The sequence below is a fragment of the Conexibacter sp. SYSU D00693 genome (assembly GCF_017084525.1).
GTDB lineage: Bacteria > Actinomycetota > Thermoleophilia > Solirubrobacterales > Solirubrobacteraceae > Baekduia.
In genome coordinates this window covers 3,084,717-3,096,988 of sequence record NZ_CP070950.1, presented here as the reverse complement: position 1 = coordinate 3,096,988, position 12,272 = coordinate 3,084,717, and the positions used below count along the sequence as shown (strand labels likewise).

General features: G+C 76.1%; 12 protein-coding genes. 4 read left to right on the top strand and 8 right to left on the bottom strand.

What is annotated here, in order from left to right; all coding sequences use genetic code 11:
• Positions 1 to 6: 6 nt before the first annotated feature.
• Positions 7 to 564, bottom strand: coding sequence for an orotate phosphoribosyltransferase (gene pyrE, locus JUB12_RS15385; RefSeq protein ID WP_205696295.1), 558 nt, complete (start codon positions 562 to 564; stop codon positions 7 to 9).
• Between the two features lie 20 nt (positions 565 to 584).
• Here pyrE and JUB12_RS15380 point away from each other — a divergent pair, with 20 nt between their 5' ends.
• Both JUB12_RS15380 and JUB12_RS15375 read left to right on the top strand, forming a co-directional pair.
• A complete protein-coding gene (locus tag JUB12_RS15380; RefSeq protein ID WP_205696294.1) occupies positions 585 to 950 on the top strand; it encodes a hypothetical protein in 366 nt (121 codons plus the stop codon).
• Positions 947 to 2,041 (top strand): YbdK family carboxylate-amine ligase, encoded by a 1,095-nt coding sequence (locus tag JUB12_RS15375; protein ID WP_205696293.1) that lies wholly within the window; start codon positions 947 to 949, stop codon positions 2,039 to 2,041. Before JUB12_RS15380 ends, JUB12_RS15375 begins: the two co-directional genes overlap by 4 nt.
• Here JUB12_RS15375 and JUB12_RS15370 read toward each other — a convergent pair.
• From JUB12_RS15370 to JUB12_RS15350, 5 genes are all read right to left on the bottom strand, one after another.
• Positions 2,032 to 3,003: a L,D-transpeptidase family protein gene (locus tag JUB12_RS15370; protein ID WP_205696292.1), complete on the bottom strand. Its 972-nt coding sequence runs from the start codon at positions 3,001 to 3,003 to the stop codon at positions 2,032 to 2,034. The two genes, JUB12_RS15375 and JUB12_RS15370, sit on opposite strands and share 10 nt — an antisense overlap.
• A 65-nt stretch (positions 3,004 to 3,068) precedes the next feature.
• Positions 3,069 to 3,455 (bottom strand): nuclear transport factor 2 family protein, encoded by a 387-nt coding sequence (locus tag JUB12_RS15365; RefSeq protein ID WP_205696291.1) that lies wholly within the window; start codon positions 3,453 to 3,455, stop codon positions 3,069 to 3,071.
• A gap of 9 nt (positions 3,456 to 3,464) precedes the next feature.
• Complete coding sequence (locus JUB12_RS15360; protein WP_205696290.1) at positions 3,465 to 4,337, bottom strand: CPBP family intramembrane glutamic endopeptidase; 873 nt, start codon at positions 4,335 to 4,337, stop codon at positions 3,465 to 3,467.
• A gap of 14 nt (positions 4,338 to 4,351) precedes the next feature.
• Entirely contained in the window at positions 4,352 to 5,020 is a 669-nt protein-coding gene (locus JUB12_RS15355) for an HAD family hydrolase (RefSeq protein ID WP_205696289.1), read from the bottom strand.
• Positions 5,017 to 6,237, bottom strand: coding sequence for a mannosyltransferase family protein (locus JUB12_RS15350; protein ID WP_205696288.1), 1,221 nt, complete (start codon positions 6,235 to 6,237; stop codon positions 5,017 to 5,019). The genes JUB12_RS15355 and JUB12_RS15350 overlap by 4 nt, the downstream gene beginning before the upstream one ends.
• Positions 6,238 to 6,362: 125 nt before the next feature.
• On the opposite strand from JUB12_RS15350, the gene JUB12_RS15345 reads away from it, so the two are divergent.
• Together JUB12_RS15345 and thiL are read left to right on the top strand one after the other, a co-directional pair.
• A complete protein-coding gene (locus tag JUB12_RS15345) occupies positions 6,363 to 8,606 on the top strand; it encodes a transglycosylase domain-containing protein (protein ID WP_205696287.1) in 2,244 nt (747 codons plus the stop codon).
• Between the two features lie 2 nt (positions 8,607 to 8,608).
• Positions 8,609 to 9,571, top strand: coding sequence for a thiamine-phosphate kinase (thiL, locus tag JUB12_RS15340; protein WP_205696286.1), 963 nt, complete (start codon positions 8,609 to 8,611; stop codon positions 9,569 to 9,571).
• Between the two features lie 190 nt (positions 9,572 to 9,761).
• On the opposite strand, the gene JUB12_RS15330 is transcribed toward thiL, so the two are convergent.
• Positions 9,762 to 10,469, bottom strand: a complete 708-nt coding sequence (locus tag JUB12_RS15330; RefSeq protein WP_205696284.1) for a sortase — start codon at positions 10,467 to 10,469, stop codon at positions 9,762 to 9,764.
• Positions 10,466 to 12,247 (bottom strand): M28 family peptidase, encoded by a 1,782-nt coding sequence (locus JUB12_RS15325; RefSeq protein WP_205696283.1) that lies wholly within the window; start codon positions 12,245 to 12,247, stop codon positions 10,466 to 10,468. The genes JUB12_RS15330 and JUB12_RS15325 overlap by 4 nt, the downstream gene beginning before the upstream one ends.
• Positions 12,248 to 12,272: the final 25 nt, after the last annotated feature.

Below are 12,272 nucleotides of genomic sequence, written 5' to 3'. Positions count from 1 at the left end.
CGCGGCCTAGCCGCGGTCGGGCCGGTCCGGGTGGACGTCGTCGATCGTGGTGAGCGGGCGGTAGGGGACGCCCGCGCCGGCCGCCTCCTGGATCGCCTCGGCGCCGCCGGCGAGGCGGTCGAGGACGGAGACGACGCCGACGATGGTGCGACCGTCGGCCTGCAGGGCCTCGATGGCCTGGATGGTGGAACCGCCGGTGGTGACGACGTCCTCGACGACGAGGCAGCGGTCGGCGTCGTCGAGCAGCGGGCCCTCGACGCGGCGCTGGAGCCCGTGCTGCTTGGTCTCCTTGCGCACGAAGAACGCCTTGCCGTCGAAGCCGGCGGCCAGGGCGGCGCAGGCGACCGGGTCGGCGCCCATGGTGAGGCCGCCGACGGCGGTGGCGCCGACCTCGCGGGCGAAGCCGGCGACGAGCTCGCCGAGCGCGCCGAAGGCGGGCTGGCGCAGCGTCGCGCGCTTGGCGTCGACGTAGTACTGGGCGGTCCGGCCCGAGCTGAGGGTGACCTCGCCGATCACCAGCGCATGGGTCCGAAGCTCGTCGATGAGGGTCTGGCGGGCGTCCACGGCGGCCGTACCCTAGCGGTGTGCTCGAAGGCCCCCTGCGGCTGGCCGCCGTCGTCCTGAGCCTCGTCGTCGCCGTCGGGTGGGTGACCTTCGCCGTCGACGAGACACGGGCCGCCGCCGACCAGTCCGCGGCCGAGGTCGCCGGCCGCGCCGCCTCGCGCGAGGCCGACCCGACGCCGGCCCAGGAGCGCGAGCGCGAGGCCGCGCACGGGCCGCTGCGCGAGCTCGTCGACGACGCCAACGACGTCCTGCTCGCGCCCTTCGCGCCGATCGTCGACGGCAGCGGCTCGCAGTGGGTGCGCCGGTCGGTCCCGGCCGTGCTCGCCCTGCTGCTCTACGGCTTCGGGCTCGCCACGCTGGCGAACTTCGCCCGGAGCGGCGGATGAGCGACGACCGCTACGGGGCCCGTGAGGGGTTCCCGCTCGGCGTCGAGGAGGAGCTGATCACCGTCGACCCGCGCACGCTCGCGCTCGCCCACACCGGCGTCGAGCTGCTCGAGCGCGCCGGCACGGCGCCGGCCGGCGAGGGGACGCTGAAGCCCGACACGTACGCCGCGATGGCGGAGCTCGCCTCCCCGGTGGTCGACGGCGCCGCCGAGGGCGTCCGCGCGCTCGCGGCCCTTCGCCGGCGCCTGCGCGACGCGGGCGGGACGCTCGTCGGCGTGGGCATCCACCCCGACGGCGCGTGGGGCGACGTCGTCCACCATCCCGCCGAGCGCTACCGCGAGATCCACCGCCAGCTGCGCGGCCTGCTCGTGCGCACCCCGACCGCGGCGCTGCACGTCCACGTCGGCATGCCCGACCGGGCGACGGCGGTCGCCGCCCACAACGGCCTGCGCCGCTGGCTGCCGCTGCTCCAGGCGCTCGCCGCCAACTCGCCGTGGTGGCACGGGCGCGACAGTGGGCTGGCCAGCGCCCGCGCGCAGCTCTTCCGGGGCTACCCGCGCGCCGACATCCCGCGGGCCTGGGAGGACTTCGAGGACTTCGAGCGCGAGACCGCCGCGGTGGTCGAGGCCGGCGACGCGCCCGACTACACGTTCCTCTGGCAGGACATCCGCCTGCACCCGAAGCTCGGCACCGTGGAGGTCCGCGCCATGGACGCCCAGAGCGCGCTGTGGGCCGTCGCGGGGCTCGCGGCCCTCGTCCACGGCCTGGCGATCCACGAGGCGTCGAGCGACCGCGCCTCCTGGCCGGCGCGCGCGCCGCTGATGGAGTCGAGCTTCCGCGCGGCGCGCGACGGCCTCGCGGCGACGCTGCACCACGACGGGGCGCTGCGCCCCGTGCCCGAGGTGGCGCGCGACGCGCTCGCGATCGCGCGCGCCCACCTCGCCGACCCCGGGCCGCTGGAGGAGGTCGAGCGGCTGCTGGGCGACGGCGGCGGCGCCGACCGCCAGCGCGCGGCGTTCGCGGCCGGCGGCATGCCCGCGCTGCTCAGGCTGCTGGCCGACGAGACGGCCGCCGACGGGGCTCAGTCGTAGACGTCGACCCGGGTGCCCATGCGCACCCAGCGGAAGATCGACATCGCGTCGGGCACCGGCACCCGCAGGCAGCCGTGCGACGCGTTGTAGTTCGGCACGGAGACGTAGCCGTGGATCGCGTACCCGCGGATGAAGTACGACGAGTGGACCATGCCCTTGGCGTTCGTCCCGAGGTCCTTGCGGTAGACCTTGAACTGCCCGCGGATCGTCGGCGTGGCCGGCGCGCCCGAGGACGTGTGGTAGATCCGCTCGACCTTGCCGCCCTCGCCGATCAGCGCGAGGACCTGCCGGGAGATGTCGGCCTCGACGTGGCGGCCGTGCGACGGGTAGCGGACCTTCCACGTGCCCTGGCCGCGGGCCAGGCGGCGGAAGACGTCCGCCGTCGCGAGCGTCGAGCGCTGGAGGCCGACCACCTTGCGGAAGGCGAGCACCGCGCGGCCCGTCCGCCCGTCGTAGACGCCCGGCTTGCCGATGACGTAGCCCTTGGACCGCAGCATCCGCTGCAGCTCGCGCACCGCGGCGCCGCGCTGGCCCGGGCGGGCGCGCAGCGCCAGCACCGTGACGCGCCGCGGCGCGGCCTTCACGGCGCCGAGCGCGGTGCTCGGGTCCTTCGTGGCCTCGATGCGCAGCCGGCCGGCCTGCTTCGTCGCGAAGCCCAGGACGAAGTACGCGCTCTTGCCGCTGGCCGACGGCAGCAGGGTCACCTGGCGGCGCGAGATGCGCTGGTCGCCCCGGTAGAAGCGGACGGTCGCGGTCTGGCCCGCGACGTAGGGCGTCAGCACGCCGCGCACGCGGAAGCGCGTGCCGGCCAGGACGGTCGAGCGCGCGCCGTTGACCTTCTCGGCGCTCAGCGCGAGCTTCGGCGCCGCGGCCGGGTCCTGGGCCGCCGGGTCCTGGGCGGTGGCGGTGGCGGCGGGCACGAGGGCCAGCCCGAGCGAGGCAACAGCGACACGACGCAGCATGAGCGGGACGGAAGCCTAGAGGGCGCCGCCCCCGCCCAAGGTGTGGCCAGCCGCCTCTTGCGCGTCTAGCCGGCCGCCGCGGCCTTGGGCAGCTCGGCCACCTTCGGCGCCATCGCCTGGCCCACGGCCATCAGGGCGTTGGCGGGCCGGATCATCACGGTGAACTCGATGATGCGCCCGTCGTCGCCGGTGCGGATGAGGTCGAGGCCCTGCAGCCGCTTGTCGTCGACCTTCGCCCGGAAGACCAGCCCGCTGGCCTCGTCGCCCTCGAGCTCGTCGGTGTAGGTGAAGTCCTCGAAGACCGACATGACCGCGCGCACGACGGCCGTGGCGGCGTCCTTGCCCTCGAAGGGGCGGTGCGCGAACGGGCTGTGGAAGAGGACGTCCTCGTGGAAGAGCTCGGCGACCCGGTCGAGGTCGCGGGCCTCGACGGCCGCGCGGAAGGCGTGCATGGTCCGACGCTAGCCGACGCGCGCGGGCGCGTGGGCGGGCTCGGACCCGGCCAGCGCCTTCACGAGCGCGAGCACGGCGGCGATCGTCGCCAGCGCCCCGACCAGGACGACCGGCGTCTCCCAGCCCCAGTCCATCGAGGACCCGAACGCGATGCTGTTGTTGATCGCGTGCAGGACGATGCACGGGTACAGCGAGCCCGTCCGCTCGCGCAGGACGCACAGCACGCCGCCGAAGACCGCCAGCGGCAGGAGGTAGGCGACGTCCGAGCCGCCCGCGTGCACGGCGCCGAACAGGACGCCGACGACGACGGCGCCCACGGCCGGGCCGCGCCAGGTGCGCAACGCGCCGTACAGGTAGCCGCGGAAGAAGAACTCCTCCACGAGCGGCGCGAAGACCACGACGAGGATCCCGATGCCGACCGCCGCCGCGGTGCTCTCGTCCACGCCGAGGTCCTGGGGCAGCTCGTCCTCGGTCGACCCGCCGACGATCGAGATCCACACCGCGGTGAACGCGACGAACGCGACGTAGGCCAGGACGACGAAGCCGACGAGGCGGCCCTTGCCGACCGTCGCCCGGTTCAGGCCGAACTGCCAGGGCCGGGGTCGTGCGGCGAACGCCGCGAAGCCGATCGCGACGCTGACGAGCACGACGTCCTGGACGACCGTGGCGGCGATGTTCGCCCACGCGGGCGCGTCCTCGTCGCCGTCGGTCCCGGACGCGATGAGCAGGATCGAGCCGAGCATCGCCGCCGTGACGAACGCGGCGACGAAGCCCGCCAGCGCGGTCGCCGGGTGCCAGCGCGGCCCCTGGGGCCCGGGCGTGACGCCGGCGGGGACCTCCGGCAGCTCAGGCGGCGCCGGGTGCTCGGGGGCGAGGCTCATGGGGCCGACGGATGCTAGATGGCCGCCGTCGGCAGCTCGTCAAGGCCCCGGACCACCCGCACGCCCGCCGGGGCGCCCGCGCCGGCGCGGTCCACGAGCACCGCCGCGATCCCCGCGGCCCGCGCCCCGCGCACGTCGGCCTCGAGGTCGTCGCCCACGTGCAGCGCCTCGCGGGCCCGGCAGCCGGCCGCGTGCAGCGCCGCCGCGAACGTCCGCCCGTCCGGCTTGGCGGCGCCCACCTCGGCCGAGGTGACGACCGCGTCGAGGCGCTCGCGCAGGCCCGTCTCGCGCAGGACGTCGTGGAGCGAGACGTCCCAGTTCGAGCACACGACGAGCCGCAGCCCGGCGGCGCGCAGCGCGTCGAGCGCGGCCGGCACCTCGGGGAAGGCGGCGAAGCGCAGGCTCGCCAGGAGCACGTCGCGCAGGTCGCCGAGCTCGCGCGCCGCGGGCGGCAGCGCCCCCGCAAGGACCGCCGTGCAGCGGTCGCGCAGGTCGTCGAGCCCGGCACGGTCGCGGGCCATCCCGTGGTACTCGCGGTAGAAGGCGATCTCGGCGCGCAGCGCGGCGGCCGCCTCCTCCTCGGAGACGTCAACGCCGCGAGCGGCGAGCTGCGCGCGCAGCAGCGGCGCCGGCGGCTCCAGGCCCACCAGCGTGCCCATTGCGTCGAGCAGGACGGCCCTCATGCCACGAAGTGCCAGGTCGCGAACTGCCCGGCGAACGTCGCGGTCGCGGCCGCGAGGACGGCGTAGACCGGGACGGCCCGGCGCCTCGTGTCCGCCGCGAGCCACAGGCCGAGCCAGAGGAACAGCGGCACGAGCACCGCGGCGAAGCGCGGCAACGACATCAGCGGCTGCGGGCCCACCGGGTAGGAGAGCGGGAGCGCCAGGGCGCAGACGACGTACGCGGCGTAGGCGGGGCGCAGCCGGCGCACGACGCCGACGGTGGCCGGGACGACGAAGAGCAGGAGCGTCAGCGTGTCGCGCAGGTTGCGCTCGGCGACGAGGAACGGGTCGCCGCCCGCCTCCCGGAAGTAGACGTGCTCGCGCTGGCCGCTGAGGAGCTGGCGCGCGCCGTCCCACCCCGCCACCAGGCCGTCCCACAGCCCGACGAACGGCCCGGCGAACTCGCGGAACCAGACCTCCTGCGCGTCGAAGGACGCCCGGAACCCGACGCCGTCCAGCGCGAGGAAGGCGCAGAACGCCAGGAGGCCGAGCGGCGGCACCGCGGTCCCCAGCGCGAGCTCGCGCAGCCCCGGGCGCCGGCGGGTCGCGGCGTCGCGCTGGGCATCGAGCCACAGCAGGGCGAGCGCCACGACCAGGACGATCCCCGCGCTGCGCGTCGCGCACGCCAGCGCCCCGAGCACGCCGGCCCACCCCCAGCGCGAGGTCCGCGCCGCCAGCAGCGCGCCCGCGCTCAGCGCGAGGAACAGGGCCTCGCTGTAGACGGTGCTCAGGAAGATCGAGCCCGGGAAGAGCGCCAGGGTCCACGTCGCGTGGCGCGCCGCGAGGTCGCCGAGCTCGATGCGCGCCAGCGCGTGCACCGCCGCCAGCCCCGCCACCGCGCAGACGCACGAGACGACGAGCCCGCCGAGGAGCGTCGAGGCCAGGGGCAGGCCCACGACCGCCGACAGCCACGGGTAGAGCGGGAAGAACGCCGCGCGCTGGGCGTCGTAGCCGTCGGCCGCGATGTTGAGGAACCACACCGAGTCCCACCGCGCGGCCGGCGCGAGCAGCGTGTCCCAGGGCTCGCCGAAGGGCGCCGTGAGGCCCGTCGGGTCGTACGCGCTGGCCTGCGAGGAGACGCCGAAGACGGCGATCGCCACGAGCGCGGCCGCCCACACGAGCGCCCGCGAGACCCAGAACGCCCGCCAGGCGACGGCCAGGTCGTTCCGCCGGTCCACGGCCGACATGGTGGCGGGTGCACGATCGCACCCACGCGGAGGACCCGCCGTCGCCGGGTAGAATCCGCCCTTCGGACCCGCCGCTGCCCGCCCTCATCGGGCCTCGGCCGGCCCGACCACCGAGCATGTCCCGCCGCGAGCGTCAGCGCCGCCGGCGCCGCAACCAAGGCGGCCCCGGGCGGATCCTCTTCCTCTCGCTGGGCGTCGTCACGGCGCTCGTCGCGATCGCCGGTCTGAGCTTCGTCGGCTGGATCGTCAGCGTGGCGACCTCCGGCCCGGACCTCACCGAGCTCAAGGCCCGCGACAAGGGCGCGACCTCCGTCGTCTTCGACGCCGACGGCCGCCGCCTCGGCGTCATCCAGGCGCCCGTCCTGCGCACGCCGATCCCGTCGAGCGCCATCCCCGAGGTCATGAAGCAGGCCACGGTCTCCATCGAGGACCGCCGCTTCTTCGAGCACAAGGGCGTCGACTTCGAGGGCATCGTCCGCGCGGCGTTCAAGAACCTCGAGTCCGGTGGCGACACCGTGCAGGGCGGCTCGACGCTGACGATGCAGCTCGTCCGCAACCTCTACACCGGCGACGACACGCGCTCGGGCATCGACGGCTTCAAGCGCAAGATCCGCGAGGCGCGCCTGGCCGAGGACCTCGAGGACCTCCACCCCGGGGCGCAGGGCAAGAAGTGGATCCTCACCACGTACATCAACTCCGTCCCGTACGGGACGGTGGGCGGGCAGGAGGCGCTGGGCGTCTCCGCCGCGGCGCGCGTCTTCTTCAACAAGCCGGCCGGCAAGCTCGAGCTCCACGAGGCGGCGCTGCTGGCCGGGCTGCCGCAGGCGCCCTCGCTCTACAACCCGTTCCAGAACCCCGACCGGGCCCGCGCGCGGCGCAACGACGTCCTCTCGCGCATGGCCGACGAGGGCTACATCAGCCACGCCGCGGCCAACGAGGCGGCCTCGCGGCCCCTCGGCGTCCAGCAGAGCGGCTTCTACACCCGCCGCGAAGAGCGCTTCTTCTTCGACTACGTCCGCCAGCAGCTCATCGACGAGTACGGCATCGAGCGCGTGCGCCAGGGCGGCCTGCGGGTCTACACCACGCTCGACCGCAGCAAGCAGCGCGCGGCGCGGGCGTCGATCGCGAAGGCCGTCGCGGGGCGCGACCGGTCGGCGGCGATCGTCACGGTCGACCCGGCCAACGGCCACATCGTCGCCATGGCGAGCTCGGCCAACTACGGCGACCTCGAGTACAACCTCGCGGCCCAGGGCAAGTACCAGGCCGGCTCGACCTTCAAGACGATGACGCTCATGGCGGCGCTGCGCCGCGGCGTCGACCCCAACTCGACGTCCTACACGTCGATGCCGCTGAAGTTCAACGACCCGGAGTACGGGCCGATCGACGTCAAGACGTACTCGGGCAGCTACATCGGCCGCGCGAACCTCGTCAAGGCGACGCTCACCTCGGACAACTCGATCTACCAGCAGCTCGCGCTGGACGTCGGGCCCGACCAGGTCGCCCAGACCGCCCGCGACATGGGCATCAAGAGCAAGCTCCTCGGCTACCCGGCCGAGTCGCTCGGCGGCCTGCGACACGGCGTCTCGCCGCTCGAGATGGCCAACGCGTACGCGACGATCGCCTCGGGCGGCTTCCGCAACCGGGCGACGGCGATCACGAAGGTCTGCTTCCCGCTGGGCAGCGGGAAGTTCGACTGCCGCACGCGCAAGGCGCGCCGCCACAAGGCCTTCAGCGACGGCGTGACGTACGAGGCGACGAAGATCCTCGAGAAGAACGTCACCGGCGGCACGGGCACCAAGGCGCAGATCGGCTGCCCGGCCGCGGGCAAGACCGGCACGACCGACGACTTCACCGACGCGTGGTTCGTCGGCTACACGCCGCGGCTGGCGACGGCGGTGTGGGTCGGCCACGCGAAGGACAAGCGCACGCTGGGACCGGGCTCGGCGGGCGGTGAGGTCGCCGCGCCGATCTGGGGCGACTACATGAAGACCGCGCACGGCAAGTTCTGCGGGCAGTTCCCCAAGCCCACGGAGCCGTTCAAGGCGCGGCCGTTCTTCGGCAAATACGCGCGCACCGGCGTGAAGGGCAACAAGGCCGACCGCGACTACCGGATCGACCCGGGCGGCGCGACGGACCTCGAGCGCGGGCGCGACGACCGCGCGCCCGGCGACCTCTACGAGGACCTCGACGGCAACGGCGGCGGCAACGGCGGGACTGGCGGCCAGGGCACGAGCACCCCGTCGACCCCGACGCCCACGCCCACGCCGTCGACCCCGACGCCCGGCACCCAGGCGCCGGCCCCGACCGCGCCCCCGGCGCCCGACGGCGGCACCGCCGCGGGCGGCGCTCCCCCGCCGTAGGCGTGGGCGAGCTCGCACTGATCGACGCGCTGCGCGAGCTCCTGACGAACCGCTCGCCGCGCGTGCTGCGCTGGTCGGGCGACGACTGCGCGGTGGTGCGCGCCGACGGAGTGCAGGCGGTGAGCGTCGACCAGGTGGTCGACGGCGTCCACTTCCGCCTCGCCGACCCGCGCTGCACGCCGTTCGACGTCGGGCACCGCGCGCTGGCGACGGCGCTGAGCGACCTCGCCGCGATGGGGGCCCGGGCCGGCGAGGCCTACGTCGCGCTCGGCGTCCCGCCCGAGGTCTCCGGTGAGGACGTCCTCGCGCTGGCCCGCGGCATGGAGGCGCTGGCCGCGCGCACCGGGACCACGGTCTGCGGTGGCGACGTCACCCGCGCGCCGGCGCTGGTGGTCGGCGTGACGGTCGTGGGCTGGGCGGACAGCGCCGAGGAGCTGGTCGGCCGCGACGGCGCGCGGCCGGGCGACGTCGTGGCGGTGACCGGCGCGCTGGGCGCCGCCGGCGCCGGACTGGCGGTCCTCGAGGGCCGGGCGACGGGGCGCGACGCGCTGCTGCGCGCGCACCTGCGCCCCGAGCCGCGCCTGGACGCGGGCCGGACGCTGGCCGCCGCGGGCGCGACGGCGCTCATCGACCTCTCCGACGGCGTCGCCACGGACGCCGGCCACGTGGGTCGGGCGTCCGGCGTCGTGCTCGACGTCACGCTCGAGCGCCTGCCCGTCGCCCCCGGCGTCGCGGAGGTGGCCGCACAGCTGCGCGTCGACCCGGCGGTCCTGGCGGCCACGGCGGGCGAGGACTACGAGCTGCTGGCCTGCCTGCCGCCGGACGCGGCGACGGCGCTCGGGGACCTGGTGACCGTCGTCGGCGAGGTGGTGGCCGCCGGGGACGAGCCCGCCGGCGTCAGCCTGCGCGACGCGCGGGGCGCGCGGCGGCCGGAGCTCGCCGGGCACGAGCACCGTCTCGGCTGAGCCCGAGCTCCAGCCGCGCCTCGCGGCGCTGCGCCGGCGTCGGCGTACGCGCCAGCAGGGCCTCGGCGACCCGCTGCACGTCCACGACGTACTCGCCCCGCGCGACCATGTCCTTGAGCTCGCTCACGCTCATGCCTCGGGCCATCCATCGGCAGCGTCCCAGCTCTCCTCGATGCGTGTCGCACCCACGCTAGGACGCTCGTCCAGAGACCGCACCCGCCGGCTCGGTGCGCACGAGCCGGGCGAGGACGACGATCCGCTGCGCGGCGCTGAACAGCGGGTGGCAGGCCGAGAGCACGAGCCGGTCGTAGGGCCGGCGCTCGAGCACCGAGACGTCGTCGGGCTCGACGACCTTGCGCTCCTGCACCCGGTAGGTGAAGCGCCCGTAGGGCAGCTCGAGCTCGATGCGGTCGCCGGGGGCGACGTCGTCCAGGTGGCGGAACGGCGCGCCGTAGGTCGTGCGGTGGCCGGCGATCGCCGCCGTGCCCGGGGCCCCGGGCAGGCCGAGCTGCGGGTAGAAGCCGGGGCCCTTGCGCAGGTCGCCGGGCGCCGTGCCGTCCACGACGACCTTCGACAGGCCGATCGACGGGATGCGCAGGCGCGCGACGGCGTCGCCCTCGTCGACGCGGGCGCGCAGGCCACGGGCGAGGAACGCCGTGCGCCGGCGGGCGCCCTCGAGCCCGCGCAGGGCCTCGAGCTCCAGCGGCGTCGGGCCCGCGTCGCGCAGCGCCCGGAGGTCGTCGTCGAGCTGGCCCTGGCGCAGCGCGGTCGACAGCGCCGTCACCGGCTCCTGCCAGGTCACCGTCGCGGCCGCGTCGGCGACGAGCAGGACGCCGACGGCGATGAGGACGCTCGAGGCGGCGCGCAGCGCCCGCCGTCCGCGCTCTCGCCGCGTCACCGGCGCAGCGCGGAGTCCGTGCCGCCGAGGGAGCCGGGGCCCGCGTAGCTGAGCGGACCGCGGACCGTCACGGCGTCGGGCGTGCCCGGCTCGGGCGGCGGCCGGCGCGCGGCGACGACCAGCGCGCAGACCGCGCAGGCGCCGACGACGCTCCACAGCAGCCACGTCGCCACCGACAGCTGGCCTCCGGCCACCAGCAGGACGGCCAGCCACGCGGTCTGGCCGAGGTCGAGCCCGAGCGCCGAGGCGTTGACCGCCCACACGGCCAGGACAGGCAGCAGCGAGAGCACGACGAGCCCGGCGCCGAGCGCGCCGCGGAGCGGCAGGCCCGGGGACAGGACGAAGAGCCAGAGGTGCAGCGCCGGGACGAGGAGCGCCGCGGCGTGCGGGTTGACGACCCAGACGGCGACCGTCACCGCGCAGCTGACGAGCAGGACCGCCATCGCCGCGCCGGGCGCGCCGAGCTCGTCGCCGCGCGGCTTGGCCATCGCCGCGCGCAGGAGGACCGGGCGCAGGGCGAGGAACCCGAGGGCGAGGACCAGCGCCAGCGCGGCCATCGTCCCGAGGGCGGTCCCGTCGACGTCCAGGCCGGTGGCGGGCGGCGCGCTGGGCGGCGCTCCTCCGGCCAGCCCGGTGCGCCCGAGCAGCAGCGCCATGAGCGCGGTGACGGCGAACGGCACGGCGGTCAGGAGGACCCAGCGCAGGTAGGGACCGACGGGCTCGCGCCGGCGGCGCAGGCGCGCGAGGCCGTCGACGGCGACGAGCAGCGGGGGCAGCAGCAGCGCGCCGACGAGCAGCCGCACGGCCCACGCGGGCAGGACCTTGCGCTGGGTGACGAGCGCGGCGGTCGGGGCGTCGCGCAGGTCGGGCGCGTTGTCCAGCGCGGTGATCGCGCGCAGCATCGCGCGGCCGAAGGTCTCCAGCCGGCCCTCGGCCAGCGGCGCGTCGGCCTCCGGCCCGCGCTCGCCGCTCACCGAGACCAGGACGGCGGGCAGCCCCTGCTCGACCAGCGGGCCCTGCTCGCCGGGCGTGATGGGCAGCGCGAGGCGCGCCCACTGCGTGACGGCGCGCGGGCCGCCCGGCTCGGTCCGTGCCTCGGCGCGCACCGCGGCCTCGACCGTGCGGCGGATCTGCAGGGGCGCCTGCCCGCGGCCCGAGGACCAGCCGACCACCAGGGGCTTGCGCACGCGCTCGCCCGCGAGGTCGCCGAGCACGAGGACCGCCTGCGTGCCGCTCCGCGACAGCCGGGTGGCCAGGCGCGCCGCCCCCGCCGCGCCGGCGCTGCCGCCGGAGGTCGAGACGAAGGTGATCGTCCGCCGCAGCCGCGCCTCGCTGGTCACCCGCGCGAGCTCGAGCATCGCCGCGGTGCCGCTGAGCTCGGCCCGCGCGCCGCGGCCCTGGGCGTCGCGGTGGGCGACGACGACGATCCCGGGACCGGGCCGGCCGGGCCGGGTGGCCACGACCGTCGTCAGGTCGCGGCGGCCGTCGACCGTCCGGCCGCGGTCCTGCTCGAGGCGGACGGTCGCGCCGCTGAGGTCGTCGCGCAGGGTGCGGGCGATGCGCCGCGCGAGCTGCTCGTCGGCCGCGTCGCCCGGCGCGCGCTGCGGGAACGCCTCGGCGAGGTCGTCCAGCGTCTGCGTGGCGCGGGGGCCCTGGAAGGCGTCGGGCGCGAGCGTCGTCCCGATCGGCCGCGGGCGGTTCTCCAGCGAGAAGGCCGCCACCAGCACGGCGACGAGGACGGGCACGAGCGCGACGCGGTACAAGCGCGGGTCGAGCACCTGACCGCCACCTTACGGACCCTGT

What these genes read in the sequence shown, in the direction of transcription:
- JUB12_RS15375 (WP_205696293.1), top strand. Translation starts at nt 947, where the DNA reads ATGAGCGACGACCGCTACGGGGCCCGTGAGGGGTTCCCGCTCGGCGTC.
- JUB12_RS15370 (WP_205696292.1), bottom strand. Translation starts at nt 3,003, where the DNA reads ATGCTGCGTCGTGTCGCTGTTGCCTCGCTCGGGCTGGCCCTCGTGCCC.
- JUB12_RS15365 (WP_205696291.1), bottom strand. Translation starts at nt 3,455, where the DNA reads ATGCACGCCTTCCGCGCGGCCGTCGAGGCCCGCGACCTCGACCGGGTC.
- JUB12_RS15360 (WP_205696290.1), bottom strand. Translation starts at nt 4,337, where the DNA reads ATGAGCCTCGCCCCCGAGCACCCGGCGCCGCCTGAGCTGCCGGAGGTC.
- JUB12_RS15355 (WP_205696289.1), bottom strand. Translation starts at nt 5,020, where the DNA reads ATGAGGGCCGTCCTGCTCGACGCAATGGGCACGCTGGTGGGCCTGGAG.
- JUB12_RS15345 (WP_205696287.1), top strand. Translation starts at nt 6,363, where the DNA reads ATGTCCCGCCGCGAGCGTCAGCGCCGCCGGCGCCGCAACCAAGGCGGC.